Annotated in this window: 20 protein-coding genes; 14 read left to right on the top strand and 6 right to left on the bottom strand. The window is 71.1% G+C overall.

All coding sequences use genetic code 11. The features are described 5' to 3' along the window. The first annotated feature begins 28 nt into the window (after window positions 1–28). From QRN23_RS06350 to QRN23_RS06305, 10 genes are all read left to right on the top strand, one after another. Window positions 29–1,147, top strand: a complete 1,119-nt coding sequence (locus QRN23_RS06350) for a mannose-1-phosphate guanylyltransferase (RefSeq protein ID WP_123570462.1) — start codon at window positions 29–31, stop codon at window positions 1,145–1,147. Window positions 1,148–1,314: 167 nt separating this feature from the next. Then, window positions 1,315–2,400 (top strand): BMP family lipoprotein, encoded by a 1,086-nt coding sequence (locus QRN23_RS06345; RefSeq protein WP_159825424.1) that lies wholly within the window; start codon window positions 1,315–1,317, stop codon window positions 2,398–2,400. A gap of 157 nt (window positions 2,401–2,557) precedes the next feature. After that, window positions 2,558–4,078 (top strand): ABC transporter ATP-binding protein, encoded by a 1,521-nt coding sequence (locus QRN23_RS06340; RefSeq protein ID WP_285062934.1) that lies wholly within the window; start codon window positions 2,558–2,560, stop codon window positions 4,076–4,078. Then, entirely contained in the window at window positions 4,075–5,349 is a 1,275-nt protein-coding gene (locus QRN23_RS06335; RefSeq protein WP_056046406.1) for an ABC transporter permease, read from the top strand. Before QRN23_RS06340 ends, QRN23_RS06335 begins: the two co-directional genes overlap by 4 nt. Beyond that, the gene (locus QRN23_RS06330; RefSeq protein ID WP_200412278.1) at window positions 5,346–6,635 is read left to right on the top strand and encodes an ABC transporter permease; all 1,290 of its coding nucleotides are present in this window, start codon (window positions 5,346–5,348) and stop codon (window positions 6,633–6,635) included. The genes QRN23_RS06335 and QRN23_RS06330 overlap by 4 nt, the downstream gene beginning before the upstream one ends. Next, the gene (locus QRN23_RS06325; RefSeq protein ID WP_233568359.1) at window positions 6,632–7,069 is read left to right on the top strand and encodes a cytidine deaminase; all 438 of its coding nucleotides are present in this window, start codon (window positions 6,632–6,634) and stop codon (window positions 7,067–7,069) included. Before QRN23_RS06330 ends, QRN23_RS06325 begins: the two co-directional genes overlap by 4 nt. Before the next feature lie 83 nt (window positions 7,070–7,152). Then, window positions 7,153–8,448: a thymidine phosphorylase gene (locus QRN23_RS06320; RefSeq protein ID WP_285062932.1), complete on the top strand. Its 1,296-nt coding sequence runs from the start codon at window positions 7,153–7,155 to the stop codon at window positions 8,446–8,448. 132 nt (window positions 8,449–8,580) lie between these two features. Beyond that, window positions 8,581–9,702 carry an adenosine deaminase gene (locus QRN23_RS06315; RefSeq protein WP_285062930.1) on the top strand — a complete coding sequence of 374 codons (1,122 nt, stop codon included), beginning with the start codon at window positions 8,581–8,583 and terminating at the stop codon, window positions 9,700–9,702. A gap of 1 nt (window position 9,703) precedes the next feature. Beyond that, a complete protein-coding gene (locus tag QRN23_RS06310; protein WP_056046397.1) occupies window positions 9,704–10,150 on the top strand; it encodes a PTS sugar transporter subunit IIA in 447 nt (148 codons plus the stop codon). 31 nt (window positions 10,151–10,181) lie between these two features. Continuing rightward, complete coding sequence (locus QRN23_RS06305; protein WP_056046395.1) at window positions 10,182–10,454, top strand: PTS sugar transporter subunit IIB; 273 nt, start codon at window positions 10,182–10,184, stop codon at window positions 10,452–10,454. 114 nt (window positions 10,455–10,568) lie between these two features. Here the strand turns inward: QRN23_RS06305 and QRN23_RS06300 are convergent, their stop codons facing one another. The 4 genes from QRN23_RS06300 to QRN23_RS06285 all read right to left on the bottom strand — a co-directional run bounded on the left by QRN23_RS06300 (window position 10,569) and on the right by QRN23_RS06285 (window position 15,702). Beyond that, entirely contained in the window at window positions 10,569–12,272 is a 1,704-nt protein-coding gene (locus tag QRN23_RS06300; RefSeq protein ID WP_285063240.1) for a phospho-sugar mutase, read from the bottom strand. An 8-nt stretch (window positions 12,273–12,280) separates the two neighbouring features. Continuing rightward, a complete protein-coding gene (locus tag QRN23_RS06295) occupies window positions 12,281–13,114 on the bottom strand; it encodes a purine-nucleoside phosphorylase (protein ID WP_123570460.1) in 834 nt (277 codons plus the stop codon). A gap of 61 nt (window positions 13,115–13,175) precedes the next feature. Then, window positions 13,176–14,933: an acetyl/propionyl/methylcrotonyl-CoA carboxylase subunit alpha gene (locus QRN23_RS06290; protein WP_123570459.1), complete on the bottom strand. Its 1,758-nt coding sequence runs from the start codon at window positions 14,931–14,933 to the stop codon at window positions 13,176–13,178. A gap of 79 nt (window positions 14,934–15,012) precedes the next feature. Then, window positions 15,013–15,702: a Maf family protein gene (locus QRN23_RS06285; RefSeq protein WP_173151224.1), complete on the bottom strand. Its 690-nt coding sequence runs from the start codon at window positions 15,700–15,702 to the stop codon at window positions 15,013–15,015. A 26-nt stretch (window positions 15,703–15,728) separates the two neighbouring features. Here QRN23_RS06285 and QRN23_RS06280 point away from each other — a divergent pair, with 26 nt between their 5' ends. The 4 genes from QRN23_RS06280 (at window position 15,729) to QRN23_RS06265 (ending at window position 20,092) form a co-directional block, all read left to right on the top strand. After that, window positions 15,729–16,970, top strand: a complete 1,242-nt coding sequence (locus QRN23_RS06280; protein ID WP_056046386.1) for a class I SAM-dependent RNA methyltransferase — start codon at window positions 15,729–15,731, stop codon at window positions 16,968–16,970. Between the two features lie 77 nt (window positions 16,971–17,047). After that, window positions 17,048–17,752, top strand: a complete 705-nt coding sequence (locus QRN23_RS06275; protein ID WP_123570456.1) for a response regulator transcription factor — start codon at window positions 17,048–17,050, stop codon at window positions 17,750–17,752. Further along, window positions 17,742–19,049 carry a sensor histidine kinase gene (locus QRN23_RS06270; protein WP_173151220.1) on the top strand — a complete coding sequence of 436 codons (1,308 nt, stop codon included), beginning with the start codon at window positions 17,742–17,744 and terminating at the stop codon, window positions 19,047–19,049. The genes QRN23_RS06275 and QRN23_RS06270 overlap by 11 nt, the downstream gene beginning before the upstream one ends. After that, window positions 19,046–20,092 (top strand): DUF8320 family protein, encoded by a 1,047-nt coding sequence (locus tag QRN23_RS06265; protein WP_056046380.1) that lies wholly within the window; start codon window positions 19,046–19,048, stop codon window positions 20,090–20,092. The genes QRN23_RS06270 and QRN23_RS06265 overlap by 4 nt, the downstream gene beginning before the upstream one ends. Before the next feature lie 274 nt (window positions 20,093–20,366). Here the strand turns inward: QRN23_RS06265 and QRN23_RS06260 are convergent, their stop codons facing one another. Then, complete coding sequence (locus QRN23_RS06260) at window positions 20,367–20,648, bottom strand: acyl-CoA carboxylase epsilon subunit (RefSeq protein WP_285062929.1); 282 nt, start codon at window positions 20,646–20,648, stop codon at window positions 20,367–20,369. Further along, the gene (locus QRN23_RS06255) at window positions 20,645–22,258 is read right to left on the bottom strand and encodes an acyl-CoA carboxylase subunit beta (RefSeq protein ID WP_200412272.1); all 1,614 of its coding nucleotides are present in this window, start codon (window positions 22,256–22,258) and stop codon (window positions 20,645–20,647) included. The genes QRN23_RS06260 and QRN23_RS06255 overlap by 4 nt, the downstream gene beginning before the upstream one ends. Window positions 22,259–22,297 lie beyond the last annotated feature (39 nt).

The raw sequence follows: 22,297 nt of genomic DNA, 5'->3' as shown, positions 1-22,297 counted from the left end.
GGAGGAGGGGCGTCGATAAGGTGAACTCATGACGATCCAGGAAAGCCTCGACCGGTTCTACAGCATCATCCCGGCGGGTGGCATCGGGTCCCGTCTCTGGCCGCTCAGCCGCGCCGACGCGCCCAAGTTCCTGCACGACCTCACCGGCAGCGGGTCGACCCTGCTGCGCGGCACCTGGGACCGCCTCGCCCCCCTCAACGGCGACCAACGCATCATGGTCGTCACCGGGCGGGCACACCGAGCCGCGGTCGAGTCGCAGCTGCCCGGCCTCGCCGACCACAACGTCGTCCTCGAGAGCGAGCCGAAGGACAGCACCGCGGCCATCGGCCTCGCGGCCGCCGTCCTCCGTCGTCGTGAGCCGGACGTCATCATCGGCTCGTTCGCCGCCGACCACGTCATCGCCGACACCCGCGGTTTCGGTCGGGCCGTCCGCGAGGCCATCGTCGCCGCCGACGAGGGCTACATCGCCACGATCGGCATCACCCCCACCGAACCCGCGATCGGGTTCGGCTACATCCATGTCGGGGCGCCGCTCGACATCGAGGGCGCACCGAGCGCCCGCACGGTCGAGTCGTTCGTCGAGAAGCCCGACCTCGAGACGGCCGAGCGCTACGTCTCCGGCGGCGACTACCTCTGGAACGGCGGCATGTTCATCTCGCGGGCCGACCGGTTGCTCGAGCAGCTGGGCGAGACCCGTCCCGACCTGCTCGAGGGCATCGAAGAGCTCGCGGCGGCGTGGGACACCCCGAAGCGCGGCGCCGTCGTCGACAAGGTGTGGCCCGGCCTCGAGAAGATCGCCATCGACTACACCGTGGCCGAACCCGCCGCCGCGGCGGGCCGGCTTGCCGTCGTGCCCGGCGACTTCGACTGGGACGACGTCGGCGACTTCGCCTCCATCGCCAAGCTGCACGCCGGCGGTCGCAAGAGCGACCTGGCCATCCTCGGCGAGAACGCCCGCGTGCTCGCCGACAGCTCGAGCGGCATCGTCGTCGGCAACAGCGGCCGGCTGATCTCGCTGATCGGCGTCAACGACATCATCGTGGTCGACACCCCCGACGCCCTGCTCGTCACGACGACGGCGAACGCCCAACGCGTCAAGGGCGTCGTGGACGCCCTCAAGCTGAGCGGTCGCAGCGACGTCCTCTGACCCGCTCCGGGCCCGTGGACGTTTCGTGCTCGTTACGTCGTGGTCGCGACTGTGTAACGCCTCGGCATCACTACCACCCGTCGGTCGGAGGCGCCCGTCACAGTAGGTAACCTGTCAGCCATACCCACCCGGCGCGCCTCGTGCCGGGCTGCACCCTGGAGGACAACTTGACTACAACTGCGCGCAAGGCCGTGCTCAGCGGCCTCGCCCTGGCGAGCACCGCCGTCATCCTGGCCGGCTGTGCCTCGGCCCCCGAGAGCGGCTCTGGCTCGACCAGCGGCGCCTCGAGCGACTTCGTCCCTTGCATGGTCTCCGACGCCGGCGGCTTCGACGACAAGTCGTTCAACCAGCTCGGCTACGAGGGCCTGACCGAGGCCGCGAAGACCATCGGGTCCACGCCCAAGACGGTCGAGTCGGCCGACGAGACGGTCTACGACGCCAACCTGTCGAACCTCGCCGACCAGGGCTGCAACCTGATCGTCACGGTCGGCTTCGCGCTCGCCGACGCCACCAAGTCGGCGGCCGAGGCGAACTCGGGCATCAACTACGCCACCATCGACGACTCGTCCATCACGGCCGACAACGTGCAGCCGATCACCTTCAACACGTCCGAGGCCGCGTTCCTCGCGGGCTACGCGGCGGCGAGCTACTCGAAGACCGGCGTCGTCGGCACCTTCGGCGGCATGCAGTTCCCGACCGTCACCATCTTCATGGACGGCTTCGCCGACGGCGTGAAGTACTACAACGAGCAGAAGAGCGAGGACGTCAAGGTCGTCGGCTGGGACGTCGACGCCCAGAACGGCACCTTCACCGGTGGCTTCGAGGCCGGCACCACGGCCAAGCAGAGCGCCCAGACCCTGATCGACCAGAACGCCGACGTCATCCTGCCGGTCGGTGGCCCGATCTACCAGAGCGCCGCCGAGGCGATCCGCGACTCCGGCAAGGACGTCGTCCTGGTCGGTGCCGACAGCGACACCTACGAGACCGACAGCGCCAACAAGGACCTCTTCCTCACCTCGGTGCTCAAGGGCATCAAGCAGGCGACCGACGCGGTCGTCACGCAGGCCAGCGAGGACAAGTTCTCGAGCACGCCCTACGTGGGCACGCTCGAGAACGACGGCGTCGGCATCGCCCCGTTCCACGACTACGCCGACAAGGTCGACTCCGGTCTGCAGGACGAGCTCGACACCATCAAGGCCGGCATCATCGACGGCTCGATCGAGGTCGAGTCCCCGTCGGCGCTCACCAGCTGACGAAAGCACCTCCCGTCATCGATTAGCATCGACTGACCCAGGGCCGGGAGCGACGGTCACCCCGTCGCTCCCGGCCCTCTCAACGCCCGTGGGCAGGCCACCGACCCGGTGCCGCCCGTCCCCACCCGAATGCCTAGACCCGAGGTAGCCACCTGAGATGAAGCTCGAACTGCGGGGCATCACCAAGCGATTCGGCGCGCTGACCGCCAACGACCACATCAGCCTGACCGTCGAGCCCGGCGAGATCCACTGCCTGCTCGGCGAGAACGGCGCCGGCAAGTCCACGCTGATGAACGTGCTCTACGGGCTCTACCAGGCCGACGAGGGCGAGATCCTGCTCGACGACGCCGTCCAGCACTTCTCCGGCCCGGGCGACGCCATGGGCGCCGGAATCGGCATGGTGCACCAGCACTTCATGCTGGTGCCCGTCTTCACCGTCGCCGAGAACGTCATGCTCGGCCACGAAGAGACCAGGTCCGGCGGCCGGCTCGACCTCGCCGCGGCTCGCGCCAAGGTGCGAGAGATCAGCAGCCGGTTCGGCTTCGACATCGACCCCGACGCCCTCGTCGAAGAGCTGCCCGTCGGCGTGCAGCAACGCGTCGAGATCATCAAGGCCCTGTCCCGTGACGCGAAGGTGCTCGTGTTCGACGAGCCCACCGCCGTGCTCACGCCGCAGGAGACCGACGAGCTCATGGTGATCATGCGTCAGCTGCGTGACGCCGGCACCGCCATCGTCTTCATCACCCACAAGCTGCGGGAGGTGCGCGAGGTCGCCACCCGCATCACGGTCATCCGCCTCGGCAAGGTCGTGGGCGAGGCCGAACCGACCGCCTCGAACGCCGAGCTCGCCTCGCTCATGGTCGGTCGCGCCGTCGAGCTCACCGTCCAGAAGGCCCCCGCCGACGCCGGTGAGCCCGCCCTGGTGGTCGAGAACCTCCGGGTGGTCGACCCCATCGGGCAGGTCGTCGTGGACGACGTCTCGTTCGAGGTCCGCCGGGGCGAGATCCTCGCCATCGCCGGCGTCCAGGGCAACGGTCAGACCGAACTCACCGAGGCCATCCTCGGCCTCCAGCCCCGGGTCGAGGGGCGGGTCTCCCTGGACGGGCGCGACATCACGGGCCGCAGCGTGCGCCAGGTCCTCGACGCCGGCGTCGGTTTCGTCCCCGAGGACCGCAATCAGGACGGCCTCGTCGGAGAGTTCACCGTGGCCGAGAACCTCATGCTCGACCGCTCGCAGTCCGGTCCCTTCGTGAAGCGCGGCTCGCTCAAGCTCGCCGAGCTCGCGGCGTTCGCCGTGGCCAAGGTGAAGGAGTTCGACATCCGCACCCAGGGCATCACGACGCCTGCCGGCCGCCTCTCGGGCGGCAACCAGCAGAAGGTCGTTCTGGCGCGCGAGCTCAGCCGCGACCTGCGGCTCTTCGTGGCCGCCCAGCCCACCCGCGGCATCGACGTCGGGTCGATCGAGTTCGTGCACAAGCGCATCGTCGAGACCCGCGACCAGGGCGTGCCCGTCATCGTCGTCTCGACCGAGCTCGACGAGGTCGCCGCCCTGGCCGACCGCATCGCCGTGATGTACCGCGGCACCATCGTCGGCATCGTGCCGGCGGACACCCCTCGCGACGTGCTGGGGCTCATGATGGCCGGCGAGATGCCGCAGGGAACGGAGCAGGCAGCGTGAGCGACGCCACGACCACCACGACGGGCCCGGGCACGCCACCCGCCCCGTCGTCACCGGAGTCGACCGAGGGACGCGGCTCGCGCCTCCTGAGAGAGATCACGACCGGCAACGCCGCCATCTCGGTGCTCGCCGTCGTGTTGGCGCTCGTCGTCTCGGGCCTCCTCATCGGGTTCACCGACACCACGGTGCAGGGCACGCTGGGCTACTTCTTCTCGCGCCCGGCCGACTTCTTCCAGGCGTTCTGGACCGCGGTCGGCGGGTCGTACTCGTCGCTGTTCCAGGGCGCGATCTACAACTTCCGGGTCGACGGCTTCGCGGCGGGCATCCGTCCGCTGACCGAGACGCTGAACTACGCCGTGCCCCTCATCGCCGCGGGCCTCGGCGTCGCGGTCGCGTTCCGCGTGGGCCTGTTCAACATCGGTGCCCGCGGGCAGATGCTGATGGCCTCGGCCGCCGCCGGCTGGGTGGGCTTCTCCTTCCACCTGCCGCTCGCCGTGCACCTTCCCCTCGCCCTCGCCGCCGGCATCGCCGCGGGTGCCCTGTGGGGCGGCATCGTGGGCCTGCTCAAGGCCCGCACCGGCGCCCACGAGGTGATCCTCACGATCATGCTCAACTACATCGCCTTCTACCTGTTGGCCTTCATGTTGCGGACGCAGGGCCTGCTGCAGGCTCCGGGCAGCGCGAACCCCAAGTCGCCCGCCACGCTCGACACGGCGATCCTGCCCGACCTGTTCGGCGCCCGGTACAACCTCAACTGGGGCTTCGTGCTGGTCATCGTGATCACCGCCGTCGTCTGGTGGCTGATCAACCGGTCGACGCTCGGCTTCCGGTTCCGTGCCGTCGGCGAGAACCCGCACGCAGCCCGCACGGCCGGCATGAACGTCAAGAACATCTACCTCTACGCGATGCTCATCTCGGGTGCGCTCGCGGGCGTCGCCGGGTCGACCCAGGTGCTCGGCACGCTGACCAGCGGCTTCACCTCGGGCATCGACGCCGGCATCGGCTTTGACGCGATCACGGTCGCGCTCCTCGGTCGTTCGCGGCCGTGGGGAGTGTTCGGCGCCGGTGTCCTCTTCGGCGCGCTCAAGGCCGGCGGGTACTCGATGCAGGCCGCCAACGGCGTGCCGATCGACATCGTGCTCGTCGTGCAGTCCCTCATCGTGTTGTTCGTGGCCGCGCCCCCGCTGGTCCGAGCGATCTTCCGTCTGCCGGCCCCGGGCCTCCGCCCGGTGCGCAAGGCCTCGAACAAGGAGGCGGTGGTCACCAAGTGAGCACGCTCACCCCCGACACCGCGGTCCCCGCCGTGCCGTCGCCCGACCTGGCGCGGGCCTCCTCCCGCAGCCTCAAGGCCCCGATCGCGTTCGCGATCTTCACGATCGTGGCCGCCGTGCTGTTCCTCGGCCTCGCCCGGGACGGCGAGAGCACCTTCCGCCTGTCGACGACGACGGACTTCTTCGCCCTGCCCGACGCGGTCCTGCCGGCGGCCGGCACCGGCATCGTGCTGACGGTGCTCCTGGCCGTCATCACGGTGGTCGCGGTGCTGCGCGCCGTCCGCTTCGAGAAGGTGCCGATCTGGCTGATCGCCGTGTTCGGCGTCCTCTTCCTGCTCGGCTTCCTCACGTGGGCGAGCGCCGGTCAGACCATCCCGGTGCCCGGTCTGCTGCTCGGCGCCCTCGCACTCAGCACCCCGCTGATCTTCGGTGCCCTCGGCGGTGTCATCAGCGAGCGGGTCGGTGTCGTCAACGTCGCGATCGAGGGGCAGTTGCTCGCCGGAGCCTTCGTCTCGGCCATGGTCGCCTCGGCGACCGGGTCGGCCTACGTCGGCCTGGTCGGGGCGATGATCGCGGGCGTGCTCGTGTCGATGGTCCTGGCGGTGTTCAGCATCCGCTACATCGTCGACCAGGTCATCGTCGGCGTCGTGCTCAACGTGCTCGTCACGGGCCTCACCAGCTTCCTGTACTCGCAGGTGCTGTCGAAGTCCGAGTCGCTGAACCGCGGCGTGCGGTTCCCGCAGCTCGACATCCCGGTCCTCAGCCAGATCCCGATCGTCGGGCCGGTCTTCTTCCGTCAGACGATCATCGTCTACCTGATGTACATCGCGATCGCGGTCGTCTTCTACGGTCTCTTCCGCACGCGGTGGGGGCTGCGCCTCCGTTCGGTGGGCGAGCACCCGCAGGCGGCCGACACCGTGGGCATCAAGGTCAACGCCACCCGGTTCTGGAACGTCTCCCTCGCGGGGGCGATCGCCGGCCTCGGCGGGGCGTACTTCACGCTCGGTTCGCTCGGCAACTTCCAGAAAGAGATGACGGCGGGCGCGGGCTTCATCGCCCTGGCCGCGGTCATCTTCGGTCGGTGGGACCCGATCCGGGCCACGCTCGCCGCGCTGCTGTTCGGCTTCGCGAGCAACCTGCAGAACGTGCTCGGGGCCATCGGTTCGCCGGTGCCCAGCGAGTTCATGCTCATGCTGCCGTACGTCGTGACGATCTTCGCGGTCGCCGGCCTGGTCGGGCAGTCCCGGGGCCCCGCGGCCTCGGGCAAGCCCTACATCAAGTCGTGACGGGCCGCAGCAGCGAGTCCGTGCTCGCCGAGACCGACTGGGACGCCCTCCGCGGAGCGGCTCGCGACGCCATGCGCAAGGCGTACGTCCCCTACTCGAACTTCCCCGTGGGTGCTGCAGCCGTCACGGACGACGGTCGTATCGTCTCGGGCTGCAACGTCGAGAACGCCTCGTACGGCATCACCCTCTGCGCCGAGTGCTCATTGGTGTCCGACCTCGTCATGTCAGGAGGGGGTCGTCTGGTCGCCTTCGCCTGCGTCGACGGCAACGGCGGGGTCCTGATGCCCTGCGGGCGGTGCCGTCAGCTGCTCTACGAACACTCCGACGAAGCCATGGTCCTCGACACCGTCTCGGGCTTCAAGACCATCGACGAGGTCATCCCCGACGCGTTCGGACCGCGGCAGCTCGAGGCGTACCGCGCCTCGCAGGGCTGACCCGCGCCTCCTCGTCCCTCCCGGTCGCGACCCCGTGGTCGCGCCCTCGCACCACCCATCGCACCACTGCTAGGAGCCCCGCCGTGACCCAGAACGCCGTCGAACCGTTCGACACCGTCGACCTCATCCGCGTCAAGCGGGGCGGCGACGCCCTCAGCACCGCGCAGATCGACTGGCTCATCGACGCGTACACGCGCGGGTACGTCGCGGACGAGCAGATGTCGGCGCTGACCATGGCGATCTTCCTCAACGGCATGGAGCGCCGAGAGATCCGCGACATGACGATGGCCATGATCCGGTCGGGCGAGACGATGGACTTCGCCGGGCTCGGCAAGACGACCGTCGACAAGCACTCGACCGGTGGCGTCGGTGACAAGATCACCCTGCCGCTGGCTCCGCTCGTCGCCTCGTTCGGCGTCGCCGTGCCCCAGCTCTCGGGCCGTGGCCTCGGCCACACCGGGGGAACGCTCGACAAGCTCGAGTCGATCCCCGGCTGGCAGGCCTCGATCTCGAACGACCGCATGCGCGAGATCATGGCCGACAGCGGCGCCGTCGTCTGCGCCGCCGGGTCGGGCCTCGCCCCCGCCGACGGCAAGCTCTACGCGCTCCGTGACATCACGGGCACCGTCGAGGCCATCCCGCTGATCGCGTCGTCGATCATGAGCAAGAAGATCGCCGAGGGCACCGCCGCCCTCGTCCTCGACGTCAAGTTCGGGTCGGGCGCCTTCATCCAGGACATCGAGCGGTCGCGTGAGCTGGCCCGCACCATGGTCGACCTCGGCACCGACGCCGGCGTCGCGACCACCGCCTTGCTGACCGACATGAACGTGCCGCTCGGGCTGACCATCGGCAACGCCCTCGAGGTCCGCGAGTCGGTCGAGACCCTCGCCGGAGGCGGCCCCGACGACATCCGCGAGCTCACGGTGGCACTCGCACGCGAGATGCTGACCCTCGCGGGTCGACCCGACGCCGACGTCGAGGCCGCCCTCGACGACGGACGCGCCATGGACGCCTGGAAGCGCATGATCCGTGCCCAGGGCGGGGACCCCGACGCCGCGCTGCCGACCGCCCGCGAGACGCACGTCGTCACCGCCGGGCGCAGCGGTTACCTGACCGAGCAGCACGCGCTGCCCTTCGGCATCGGTGCCTGGCGCCTTGGCGCCGGTCGCGCCCGCAAGCAGGACCCCGTGCAGGCGGCCGCCGGCATCGAGCTGCACGCGAAGCCGGGCGATCGGGTCACCGAGGGCCAGCCCCTCTTCACCCTGCACACCGACGAACCCGAGCGCTTCGAGCGTGCCCTCGAGGCCGTCGACGGGGCGTGGACGATCGGCGACGAGGCTCCGGCGGCGCGCACGATCGTCGCCGAGCGCATCGGCTGACGACCCGCCCGAGCACGTCCCACCGGCACCGCGCCTCCGTCCAGGAGGCGCGGTGCCGGTTCTCGTGGAGAGCGCACCTCTCTCGTGGCGCGCGTCCAGAGTCGCCGCCCGGAGCGCTAGTAGATTGAGGGCATGAGCGCTCCCGACAAGGACTACCGGCTGCCGAACGGGGGCCCGCGCCTCGCGGCCCTGCCGAAGGTCTCGCTGCACGACCACCTCGACGGCGGCCTCCGGCCCGAGACCATCGTCGACCTCGCGGTCGAGGCCGGCATCGATCTGCCCGCGTCCGAACCCGAGGCGCTGCGGCGCTGGTTCGTCGAGAACGCCGACTCCGGCACCCTCGTCGACTACCTCGCGACCTTCGAGCTCACGGTCGCGGTCATGCAGACGCGCGAGCAGCTGACCCGGGTCGCGCACGAGTTCGTCCTCGACCTGGCCGCCGACGGCGTCGTCCACGCCGAGGTGCGCTGGGCCCCCGAGCAACACCAACGGCAAGGGCTCACCCTCGACCAGGCGGTGGAGGCCGTGCAGGCGGGCTTCGCGTCGGCCGTGCGGTCGCTGGCCGACGACGGGTACGAGATCTCGGTCGGGCAGATCCTGAGTGCGCTGCGCCAGGGCGAGCGATCGCTCGAGATCGCCCAGCTCGCCGTGCGCCATCGCGAGAACGGCGTGCTGGCCTTCGACATCGCCGGTCCCGAGGCGGGGTACCCGGCCGCCGACCACAGGGTCGCCTTCGACCTGTTGGCCCGCGAGTTCATGCCCGTCACGGTGCACGCGGGCGAGGCCGACGGTCTCGACAGCATCCGGGGTGCGCTGATCGACGGGCGGGCCCTCCGGCTCGGCCACGGGGTCCGCATCGCCGAAGACATCCGCGTCGTCGCGAGCAAGGGGTCGACCTCCACCGTCGAGATCGGGCCGATCGCGTCGTGGGTGCGCGACCGCGAGATCCCGCTCGAGCTGTCGCCGCAGTCGAACCTGCAGACCGGTGCCATCGCCGCCTGGGGAACGGACCTCGACGACCACCCCTTCGACCTGCTGTACCAGCTCGGCTACGGCGTGACGGTCAACACCGACAACCGCCTGATGAGCGACACGAGCCTCTGCAAAGAGCTCGCCCTGCTCAGCCAGGCCTTCGACTACGACCTCGACGACCACGAGACCTTCCAGCTCAACGCCGCCGCGTCGTGCTTCCTGCCCCTCGAGGACCGCGAGGCGCTGGCCGACCGCATCACCGCCGGCTTCGAGGGGGCCTGACATGGCGCTCCCGCCGCTCCCGGACGAGGCCGTCGTCATCGGCGCCCAGGTCGTCGACTGGCGTGAGGCCGTCCGGGTCGCCGGTCGTGCCCTGGTCGACTCCGGTGCCGCCCGCGAGGGCTACGGCGACGAGATGGTCCGCATGATCGACGAACACGGCCCCTACGTGGTCATCGCCCCCGGTCTCGCCCTGGCCCACGCACGGCCCGGTGACGACGTCGTCCGCGACGGCCTGGCCGTCGTGACCCTGGCCGAGCCCGTTCCGTTCGGGCACCCGCACAACGACCCGGTCAGCGTGGTCCTCGGCCTCGCGATCGTCACCGTCGGCGGCCACCTCGAGTCGATCGCCGACCTGGCGAACGTCTTCAACGAGGCCTCCGTCATCCCCGCCCTCGCGGCCGCCTCCTCGGTCGACGAGGTGCGGCGGCTCATGGGCGTCCCCGCCTGATCGCCCTCCCACGGATCGAGACCTCCCCACAATGAAGATCGTCACCATCTGCGGCGCCGGCATCGGCAGCAGCGGAATCCTCAAGGTCAACGCCGAGCGGGTCCTGGCCAAGCTCGACATCGAGGCCGACGTGGTCGCGGCCGACATCGGCTCGATCGCGACGGTCGGTGACGATGCGCAGGTGATCCTCACGTCGGCCGAGTTCGTCGAGGCCATCGGCTCCACGTTCGCCGACGTCATCGTCATCCAGAACCACTTCGACCAGGCGGAGCTCACCGAGAAGCTGCAGAAGTCGCTCGGCTGACCGCGGCGTGCGGTACCGGGGCGAACCGCACCGGCCACGACGAGAGAGACCCCGAAGGCGCAGCTGGCGCCTCCGGGGTCTCTCTCGTCGTCCGGGCGGTCACCGCCCCGACCGTCAGGCCAGGAGGTCGCGCATGCCCGCGTCGAGATCGGCCACGGCCGCCTCGGCGGCGGCTCGACGGGCGACGGCGTCGCCCTCGGTGCTCGACGCGTCGATGTAGACCTTGAGCTTCGGCTCGGTGCCGCTCGGGCGGACGATGACGCGTGAGCCGTCGGTGAGCCAGTAGCGGAGGATGTCGCCCGCGGGGAAGGCCCCGAACCCGTCCCGGAAGTCGTCCACCCGGTCGACGCGGTGCGAGCCGATCGTCGACGGCGGGCGCCGGCGGAGACCGTCGGTGAGGGCCGTGATGGTGGCGAGGTCCTCGACCCGGATCGAGATCTGCGAGGAGGCGTAGGCGCCGAACCGCTCGTCGAAGGCGACGAGGTGCTCGGCCAGGCTCGACCCGGCCGTGTGCAGCTCGGTGGCGAGGGCGAGGAGGTCGACCGCGGCCGAGATCCCGTCCTTGTCGCGGACGACGTCGGGGTCGACGAGGTAGCCGAGTGCCTCTTCGTAGCCGTAGAGCAGCCCTCCGACGCGGGAGACCCACTTGAATCCCGTGAGCGTGTCGACGTAGTCGAGTCCGTGTACCCGGGCGATCTCGCGCAGGGCGGGCGACGAGACGATGCTCGCGGCCAGGGTGCCGTCGCGGTCGTCCCGTCGTGCCCGTTCTGCGGCGCGCCAGCCGAGCAGCGAGCCGACCTCGTTGCCGCTGAGTCGACGCCAGCCGCCGTCGACGGGGATCGCGACCGCGAGCCGGTCGGCGTCGGGATCGTTGGCGATGACCAGGTCGGCCTCGACGCGGCCGGCCGTGGCGTACGCGAGGTCCAGGGCGCCGGGCTCTTCCGGGTTGGGGAAGGCCACGGTCGGGAACGCCGGGTCGGGGGCACTCTGCTCGCCGACCGGGATCGGCTCGGTGAAGCCGGCGGTCGCGAACACGCGGCGTGCGACCTCCCACCCGACGCCGTGCATCGCGGTGTAGACGACCCGTGGCTGACGACCGTTCGCCGCCGTGCCGGCCACCGCGGCGGTGCGACGGACGTACTCCATGACGAGGTCGTCACCGGCCTCGCGGTAGTCGTCGGACCGGGCCAGTCGCGTGACGGGGGACTGCGCGGCCTCCTCGATCTCGGCGGCGATCTCGCCGTCGACCGGGGACACGATCTGCGAGCCGGCGTCGACACCGCCGAGGTAGACCTTGTAGCCGTTGTCCTGCGCCGGGTTGTGGCTCGCGGTCACCATGACGCCTGCGCTGACGTCGAGGTGGCGCACGGCGAAGGCCAGCACCGGGGTCGGGAGGGCGCGGGGCAGGATCGTGGCCGCGACGCCCGCGGCGGCCATGATCTCGGCCGTGTCCCGCGCGAAGACGTCGGAGTTCTTGCGCCCGTCGTAGCCGATGACGATGGAGGGGCTCGACTCGCGGCCCCGCAGGAAGGCCGCGAAGCCGGCCGCGGCCTGCGCCACGAGCACGCGGTTCATGCGGTTCGGACCCGAGCCGAGGGCGCCGCGCAGGCCGGCCGTGCCGAACTGCAGGCGACCGGCGAAGCGGTCGGCGAGTTCGGACGAGGCGTCGGCGTCGTCGGAGCCGGCCCGGGTCAGCAATCGGTCGAGCTCGTCGCGCGTCTCGTCGTCGGGGTCCTGGTCGCGCCAGGCGGTGGCCGACGCGATCAACCGCTCGAGGTCGGACGAGACCGGGGAGCCGTCGCTGCCGGACCCCGTCACGTCGCCGCTCACAGGGCCGCCACGATGCGGGCGAGCAGGTCGCTGATCTTGGCCTCGGCGTCGCGCCCGGCCTCGAGCACCTCGGCGTGGCTGAGCGGGGTCTTCTGGATGCCCGCGGCCAGGTTGGTGATCAGCGACATGCCGAGCACCTCCATGCCGGACTGGCGCGCGGCGATGGCCTCGAGGGCCGTCGACATGCCGACGATGTGCCCGCCGATGGCCTTGGCCATCTGCACCTCGGCCGGCGTCTCGTAGTGCGGGCCGCGGAACTGCGTGTAGACGCCCTCGTCGAGCTCGGGATCGATGCCGCGGGCGACGTCGCGGAGGCGCGTCGAGTAGAGGTCGGTCAGGTCGATGAACGTCGCGCCCTCGAGGGGCGAGTCCGCCGTGAGGTTGATGTGGTCGCTGATCAGCACCGGCGTGCCGGGCTTCCAGGTCTCCTTGATGCCCCCGGCACCGTTCGTCAGGATCATGGTCGTCGCGCCCGTGGCGGCGGCCGTGCGCACGCCGTGCACGACCCGACGCACGCCGTGGCCCTCGTAGTAGTGGGTGCGGGCGCCCATGACGAGGGCGTGCTTGCCCGAGGGCAGTGCGATGCTGCGGATCGAGCTCGTGTGGCCGACGACGGCCGACGCGGCGAAGCCGGTGATCTCGGTCGCGGGGACCTCGGCGACGGTCTCACCGATCAGGTCGGCGGCCTTGGCCCAACCGCTGCCCAGCGTCAGGGCGATGTCGTGTCGGGCGACGCCGGTCTTCTCGGCGATCTCGGCGGCGGCGGTGCGGGCGACCTCGAAGGGGTCGGCGGCGCGGTCGTCGAGCGGGTGCGTGGTGGTCTCAGACATGGCGTCCACTCTAGGGTCTGCCGACGCGCGTCCCCGGTCGCCGCCGGGCCCGGCGCGGGGGTCAGTCGATGCTGAGCAGGACGTGACCCGACGAGACCGTCTCGCCGACGACGGCCGCGATGCCCGAGACGGTGCCGTCGCGGTGGGCGGCGACGGGCTGCTCCATCTTCATGGCCTCGAGGACGAGCACCAGGTCGCCCTTGACGACCTGCTGACCGGCCTCGACGGCGAGCTTGACGACGGTGGCCTGCATCGGAGCCTTGACCTCGGCACCGGTCGCGGTGACGACCGACGACCGGGGCGCGCCCCGGCGCTTGGGCGCGACCGCAGGAGGCGCGGTGCGCGACCCGAGGCCGGCCGGCAGCGAGACCTCGAGGCGTTTTCCGCCCACCTCGACCACGACGGTGTCGCGTTCGTCGGCCGGCCGGGGGGCCTCGGCCTCGCCGCTCCACGCGGGGATGGTGTTGTCGAACTCGGTCTCGATCCAGCGGGTGTAGATGGAGAACGGTGCACCGTCGGCCGGCGCGAAGGCGGGGTCGTCGACGATGGCACGGTGGAACGGCAGCACGGTCGGCAGACCGGCGACCTCGAACTCGGCCAGGGCGCGACGGGAGCGCTCGAGCGCGTCCTCGCGCGAAGAACCCGTGACGATCAGCTTGGCGAGCAGCGAGTCGAACGACCCGCTGATCTCGTCGCCGGCCTGGACGCCGCTGTCGACGCGGACGCCGGGACCGCCCGGGGCCTTGAAGACGTGGATCGGACCGGGGGCGGGCATGAAGCCCCGACCGGCGTCCTCGCCGTTGATGCGGAACTCGAACGAGTGGCCGCGGGCCTCGGGGTCGTCGTAGTCGAGCACGCCGCCCTCGGCGAGGCGGAACTGTTCGCGGACGAGGTCGATGCCGGTGACTTCTTCGGACACGGGGTGTTCGACCTGGAGGCGCGTGTTGACCTCGAGGAACGAGACGGTGCCGTCCTTGCCGATCAGGAACTCGCAGGTGCCGGCACCGACGTAGCCGACCTCGCGGAGGATGGCCTTCGACGACTCGTACAGCTTCGTGGTCTGCTCGTCGGTGAGGAACGGTGCGGGGGCCTCTTCGACGAGCTTCTGGTGACGGCGCTGCAGCGAGCAGTCGCGGGTCGACACGACGACGACGTTGCCGTGGGCGTCGGCCAGGCACTGGGTCTCGACGTGGCGGGGCTGGTCGAGGTACTTCTCGACGAAGCACTCGCCGCGTCCGAAGGCGGCGACGGCCTCACGGGTGGCCGAGTCGAACAGCTCGGGGACCTCCTCGCGGGTGCGGGCGACCTTGAGACCGCGTCCGCCACCACCGAACGCCGCCTTGATCGCCACGGGGAGGCCGTGCTGGTCGACGAACTCGAGCACCTCGTCGGCGCCCGAGACGGGGTTGAGGGTGCCGGGGGCGAGCGGGGCGCCGACGCGCTCGGCGATGTGCCGGGCCGAGACCTTGTCGCCCAGCTGCTCGATGGCCTCGGGCGACGGGCCGATCCAGACCAGGCCCGCGGCCTGGACGGCCCGGGCGAAGTCCGCGTTCTCGGCGAGGAAGCCGTAGCCGGGGTGCACGGCGTCGGCACCCGAGCGGCGGGCGATCGAGAGGATCTTGTCGATGACCAGGTAGGTCTCGGCGCTCGTCGTCCCGCCCAGGGCGTAGGCCTCGTCGGCGAGGCGGGCGTGTTGGGCGTCGCGGTCCTGGTCGGCGTAGACCGCCACCGAGCCGATTCCGGCGTCACGCGCGGCCCGGATCACGCGGACGGCGATCTCTCCACGATTGGCGATGAGGACCTTGCTGATACGCGGCATAGTTCCCCACCCTATTGCGCCCTCCCCGTCCGCCTTTGGCTGACGTGCACAAAAAGGACGAGGAGGCGCGAGGCAGAACCTACAAGGAGCCGGCGGTCGGCGAGGTCCACAGCTCGTGCCACGGCACGCCGAAGCCCCGGACGAGCGATCGCAGCACGGGCACCGAGAGCCCGACGACGGCGCTCGGGGTGCCCTCGATGTGCGTGATGAACGCGGATGCCCGACCATCGATCGTGAAGGCCCCCGCGACCTCGAGCGGCTCGCCCGTCTCGACGTAGGCCGCGAGCTCGCGCGGATCGAGGTCGTCGGCGAAGGTGAGGGACGCGCTCGCGACCCGGCCCGCGCCTCCCGAAGGGGTCTCGGCGGTGACGCGCGGAGCGCCACCGCGGTGGTCGACCAGCCAGTGACCCGACCAGAGGGTGCCGTGGCCGATCTCGGCCATGCGGCGCCACCGGTCGAGCGCCAGGGCGGGCTCGTGGGGTTTGCCGTGCACCTCGCCGTCGAACTCGAAGGCGCTGTCGCCCCCGAGGACCAACCCGTCGAGCGGGCGGCCGTCGACGACCGTGTCGAGCACGGCCTCGGCCTTGAGCCTGGCGAGGTGCTGCACCGTCTCGGCCGCCGTGAGCGCGCGGCCGAGGCGTGTCGACTCGACCGCGACCGCGGCCTCTTCGTCGACACCGGGACTGATCAGCACCGGCTCGACGCCGGCGGCGCGCAGCAGGGCGAGACGGGCGGGGGAGGTGCTGGCCAGGTAGAGCGGGACGGTCATGCCGCCCAGCCTGTCAGACTCGACGCATGGGAGACATGCTGGGCCGCGAGGTCGAACTGGACGTGACGGGCATCGCACACGGGGGCATCTCGGTGGCCAGACTCGACGGGCGGGTCGTGTTCGTGACCGACACCCTGCCCGGCGAGAAGGTCGTGGCGCGCATCACCGACGACCGCAAGAAGGCGTTCTGGCGGGCCGACACGGTGCGCGTCCTCGAGGCGAGCGAGCACCGTCGGCCCCACGTGTGGGGCGCGGCCGCCCTCGAGGTCGATCCGACCGACCGTGCCGGCGGCGCCGAGTTCGGGCACGTCGAGCTCGGCCACCAGCGCGAGCTGAAGCGACGCGTGGTGGTCGACGCGCTGACCCGCATGGGCGGGATCGCCGACGCCGACGGCCGCGTCTCGGTCGAGGCCCTGCCCGGCGACGACGAGCGCGGCGGCACCGGGTGGCGCACGCGGCTGCGCCTGCACCTCGACGCCGAGGGGCGTCCCGGTCAGTACGCGGCTCGGTCGCACCGGGTCGTGCACGTGCCCGACCTGCCGCTCGCGTCGCCGGAGGTCGCCGAGGTGGCGCCGCTGGGTGACGCCTTCCCCGGCGAGGAACACGTCGACGTCGTCGCCCCGAGCGGCGGAGGCGCGCGTCTGATCATCGGGCGGCAGGCCCGCTCGACCATCACCGAGGTCGTCGGCGACCGCGAGTTCCGGCTCGACGACGGCGGCTTCTGGCAGGTGCACCGCGAGGCAGCGGCCACGCTCACCGCCGCCGTGCAGACCATGATCGACCCCGAGCGCTTCGACCCGAAGGGCGCCAACCTCGACCTGTACGGCGGGGTCGGACTCCTCGCCGCCGCCGTGGGGGACCGCTTCGGTGCGGGGACGCGCATCACGAGCGTCGAGAGCGACGAGCGGGCCACCGAGCACGCGTCCGAGAACCTGGCCGAGTGGATCGGCGCGTCGGCCGTGACAGGACGCGTCGAGCGCTGGTTGCGCCAGACCGCGTCGCAGGCGAGCGACGCCGAGCGCGAGCGCCTCGCCGCCGCGACGGTCGTGCTCGACCCGCCCCGCTCGGGCGCCGGGCGCGACGTGGTGTCCGAGATCGCGGCCCTCCGCCCGGCCCAGGTCGTCTACGTCGCGTGCGACCCGGTCGCCCTCGCCCGGGACGTGGCCCTCTTCGCCGAGCGGGGCTACGCGCTCGACGCCCTGCAGGCGTACGACCTCTTCCCGAACACGCACCACGTCGAGACGGTGGTGCGCCTGCTGCCGGCCTGAGCCGCCGTCCGGTTACGATGTACCCCGTGCACGCCCGGGATTCAGGGACCAGGGCACACGCCGACCGAAGGATCACCGTGTCAGACATCACGACCGAGACCCCCATCGCCACCCGCCAGACAGCACCCGTGCGGGTCGCCGTCGTCGACGACCACGAGTCGGTGCGGCTCGGCATCCAGGCCGCGTGCCAGAACGAGGGCTTCGAGGTGATCCTCACCGCCGCCGGCGTGCAGGAGTTCGTCGAGAACCTCGCGGGTCGCGAGGTCGACGTCGTCGTCCTCGACCTGTCGCTCGGCGACGGCTCGACCGTCACCGAGAACGTCAAGCGCGTCCAGGCCACGGGGTCGGCCGTCCTCGTGCACAGCATCGCCGACCGGGTCGCCTCGGTCCGTGAGGCGCTCGCCGCGGGGGCGGCCGGCGTCATCCCGAAGTCCTCCGCCACGAAGACCGTCATGGCCGCGGTCGCCACGGTCGCCCGCGGCGACGTGCTCAACAACCTCGAGTGGGCGAGCGCGATCGATGCCGACCGCGACTTCGCCAAGGCCCAGTTGGGTCGTCGCGAGCGCGAGATCCTGCACCTCTACGCCTCGGGTCTGCCGCTGAAGCTGGCCGCCCAGCAGCTCGGCATCGGCTACTCGACGGCCCGCGAGTACCTCGACCGCATCCGCGTCAAGTACGTCGAGGTCGGACGCCCGGCACCCACCAAGGTCGACCTCCTCCGTCGCGCCGTCGAGGACGGCATCCTGCCGGGGCTCGACGCGGACGGTGGCGATGGCCGGTGAGGGTCGGCTGACCGGCCCGCTCCCGCTCGGGCCCCTGCGGCCCCCGCGCAACCCGATCAGTCGTGCCCTGCTCGACAAGGTGCTGGGGCGCATCATCGCCGCGGCCGGTCTCGTGTTCGGCCTGCAGGCCCTGCCCGGGATGATCGGTCAGGTCGGGAGCATGCAGCTCGCCTGGGCCTGGGTGATCGGCCTGGCCATGTTCGGCGGGTTCCTGGCGTTGGTCGTGGCGAGCCTCGTGCAGCGCGGCGTGACCACGGTCGAGGCCTTCGTCGCGATCGCCTACCTGATCGCGCTGGTCACCTGGCCCCTCGCCGTCGACGACCCCAGCGAGGTCCAGGCGAGCGTGCCCTGGCTCTGGTACCTGTGCACCGTGGCCACGGCCTCGGCCGCGTCGGCGTTCTCCACCTGGATCGCGACCGGCTACCTCTTCGTCGCCCCCGCCGTCTACGGCTTCATCCGCCTGACGCCGTCGGGCGGAGCGGTCTCTCCGCAGCGTGCGACCCTCGACTCCGTCTACGCGATCCTGCTCGGCGGTGCGGTCCTGATCCTCGTGGTGATCCTGCGCCAGGCGGCCGCGAACGTCGACCAGGCCCAGGCGACCGCGGTCGCGCGGTACTCCGAGGCGATCCGCGAGCACGCCACCGAGCTCGAACGGGTGCAGGTCGACGCCATCGTGCACGACAGCGTCCTCACGACCTTCATCCAGGCGGCCAGGGCCTGGTCACCCGAAGAGCGTGAGCTGTCGACCAACATGGCCCGGAACGCGATGTCCCACCTCTCGGCGGCGGCGAGCACGACTCCGTTCGACGAGTCCGACACGACGGTCACGGGCATGGTCGACCGCATTGAAGCCGCCGTGTCGGACCTGGGCGTCTCCGTCGAGCTGCGCCGGGGCCCGATCGAGGGCGAGGGCATCCCGTCCACCGCCGCGGAGGCCCTCTACTCCGCCGCCGTGCAGGCCCTGGTGAACAGTTCCCAGCACGCCGGGGACGCGCCCGGTGTCCGGCGGTGGGTCGACGTCACCCGCGAGGCGACCGGCCTCACGACCGTCGAGGTCGGCGACACGGGCAAGGGCTTCGAGCCGGCGACGGTGCCGACCGAGCGTCTGGGTGTCCGGGTGTCGATCCACGAGAGGCTGAACAACGCCGGCGGACTCGCGACCATCGACTCGGCACCGGGGCGCGGAACCCTCGTGCGACTGCAGTGGCCGGTCGGCGCCCTCCTCGAGGGGGGACCGGCTCCCCGTTCCTCGCCCGACCGCGCCGACGAGACGGGCATCCCGGAGGGCGTCGCGTGAGGGTCTCCGTGCCGCGGTGGCTGATCGTCTCGCTCGCCGCCGTCTTCTCGGCCTACCATCTGGTCCTCGCCGTGGCCTCGTTGGACCGGTTCACCGATCCGCTGCCCGTCGTCGCGTGCATGGTGTTGTACGCCGCGGCGACCGTGGCCGTGCTGTGGCCCAGCCGCCACGTCATCATGCCCGTGTGGCTGGCCTCGTTCTGCCTCGCCGTCAGCATCGTCCTCCCGCTGGTCGTGACCTCCGAGCTCGACAGCTCGGTGAAGAACGGCTATGCCACGTGGTACGTGGCGGCCGTGGGCACGCTCATGGTGATCGTGTCGACGAGACGCCGCCAGGGGTTCGCCTGGCTCGGGGTCGGATTCATGGCGGCTCACGGGGTGCTCTGGGCCGGGGCCGAACAGATCGCCGACCTCGGCATCGTCGGCAGCGTGGTCTGGGTCGCCTTCAGCCACGCGATGTCGAGCACGCTCACGCGTGCCGGGCGCGAGACGCGAGAGTTCATCCTCGCCGAGCACGAGGCGGCGGACTGGCAGGCCGCGCAGGAAGCCCACGTGAACGAGCGGCAGTACCGGCTGCTGCAGACGGGCCGGACGGCACGGCCGATGCTCCAGACCATCGTCGATCGACACGGCGACCTGACCGCGGCCGAGCGCCAGGAGTGCCTGAACCTCGAGGGGGCCATCCGGGACGAGATCCGGGGACGCCGCCTCCTCGACGACGACGTGCGTCACGAAGTCATGGCGGCGCGTCGTCGGGGGGCCGTCGTCAGCCTCCTCGACGAGGGAGGCCTCGACGACCTCGGGCCCACGGATCTGCGGCGGGTCCATGCCGTGCTCGCCGAGGCCCTCCGCGGCTCGCTCGCCGATCGCATCATCGTCCGGACCGTCCAGGGCGGGGGAGACGACGCCGTCACGGTCGTCGGGCTCGGTTCGCCGGACCTGTCGTCGAGCGCCCTCGGCCGAGGCGTCTCGGCCGACGCGGACGAGGACGACGACGCCGACGAGGTGCAGCTCTGGCTGCAGATCCCCCGCTCGGCGCCCTGATCGTCCACCGGGCAGCCTCACGATGGGGCCGGTGGAAGAAGGAAGGGCCGGACGATCGTCCGGCCCTTCCGAGACCCTGAGTCAGGGCGGCAACCCGAATGTCGCCCTGACTCCCCCCGGCAGGAAGCCACTACCCATGTGGTCCTGCTGGTGGTGTGACTCCGAGAGAGACACCTAGCAAGAGCAAGCATGGTGGGTCGGGGCCCCGGGTGCAGTCGTCATTTAGGGGGACAGGCGGGGGAAGATGACTGCGTCTACCCCCGTTCCGGGGGCGTCAGCCCTCGAAACCCCGCCAGCGGCCTTCTCCGGCCGTGATGACGGGACGGGGTGCCCGGGCCGATCGCGTCCAGCCCGACGTCGTGGGTCGGGAGGACGTCGTCGTCGCCGATCCGGCCCGGCCGGCCGCGACGGCGGCGAGCAGCGCCGTGACGGCCGCCAGTTCGTCCGGCGTCGGGTCCCCGGCGACGACCCTGATGAGGGGAGCCGACGGCTGCTCGACCGGGTCGGTGGGGGAGTCCGCCGGGTCGGGGGAGTCGGCGGCGTGGCGACCACTCACAGGGGGATGTTCCCGTGCTTCTTCGGCGGCAGGGTCGCCCGCTTGGTCTTGAGGGCCCGCAGTGCCTTGATGACGGCGACGCGGGTCGCGGCCGGTTCGACGACACCGTCGAGTTCGCCCCGCTCCGCGGCGAGGAAGGGACTCGCCACGTTGTAGGTGTACTCGTTGGCCAGTCGCGTGCGCACGGCCGCCACGTCTTCGCCCGCCTCGGCCGCCGCCTTGATCTCGTTGCGGTAGAGGATGTTGACGGCGCCCTGACCGCCCATCACGGCGATCTCGGCCGTGGGCCACGCGAGGTTGATGTCGGCACCCAACTGCTTCGACCCCATGACGATGTAGGCGCCGCCGTACGCCTTGCGGGTGATCACCGTCACGAGCGGGACCGTGGCCTCGGCGTAGGCGTAGAGCAGCTTGGCTCCGCGACGGATGACACCGGTCCACTCCTGGTCCGTGCCGGGCAGGTAGCCGGGCACGTCGACCAGGGTGAGGATCGGGATGTTGAACGCGTCGCAGAAGCGCACGAAACGACTGGCCTTCTCGCCGGCCTCGATGTTGAGGGTGCCGGCCATGGCGGACGGCTGGTTGGCGATCACGCCCACCGGACGGCCCTCCACCCGGCCGAAGCCCACGACGATGTTGGGCGCGAACAGCGGCTGGACCTCGAGGAACTCGCCGTCGTCGACGACGTGGTCGATGACGGTCATGACGTCGTAGGGCTGGTTCGGGCTGTCCGGGATCAGCGTGTTCAGCTGGCGGTCGTGGTCGGTGGTCTCGAGTTCGACCGGCACGTCGAAGACGTGCGGGTCGGCCAGGTTGTTGTCGGGCAGGTACGAGAGCAGCGCGCGGGCGTAGTCGAGGGCGTCGTCCTCGTCGCTCGCCAGGTAGTGCGACACGCCCGAGACCTTGTTGTGGGTCAGGGCTCCGCCGAGCTCCTCGAAGCCCACGTCCTCGCCCGTCACGGTCTTGATGACGTCCGGGCCGGTGACGAACATGTGGCTCGTCTTGTCGACCATGATCACGAAGTCGGTCAGCGCGGGGGAGTACACCGCGCCTCCGGCCGCGGGGCCCATGATCAGCGAGATCTGGGGGATGACGCCCGAGGCGGCCGTGTTCAGCCGGAAGATCTCGCCGTACTTGCCGAGGGCGACGACGCCCTCCTGGATGCGCGCTCCGCCCGAGTCGAGGATGCCGATGATGGGCACCCCGGTCTTGAGGGCCAGCTGCATGACCTTGATGATCTTCTCGCCCGCGACCTCGCCGAGCGAGCCGCCGAAGATGGTGAAGTCCTGCGAGTAGACCGCGACCTGGCGGCCGTGGATCGTGCCCGTGCCCGTGACGACCGCGTCGCCGTAGGGCCGTTTGGCCTCCATGCCGAAGGCGTGGGTGCGGTGCCGGACGAACTCGTCGAGTTCGACGAACGAACCCGGGTCGAGCAGCTCGTCGATCCGTTCGCGGGCCGTCTTCTTGCCCTTGGCGTGCTGCTTCGCGATCGCGGCCTCGCCGCTGGCCGTCACGGCCTCGTGATAGCGGGCCTTGAGGTCGGCGAGCTTGCCCGCGGTGGTGTGCAGGTCGGGCGCGGCGTCGGTGGGTGGCGCGGAGTCAGGAGTCACGCGCTTCACTCTACTGACCGACCCGCAGCCATCCGTTGG

Origin of the sequence: Frigoribacterium sp. ME-P-080, assembly GCF_030209595.1 — a bacterium.
Classification (GTDB): domain Bacteria; phylum Actinomycetota; class Actinomycetes; order Actinomycetales; family Microbacteriaceae; genus Frigoribacterium.
Note: the sequence above shows the minus strand (reverse complement) of the source record. Positions and strands in the feature narration are given on the sequence as shown.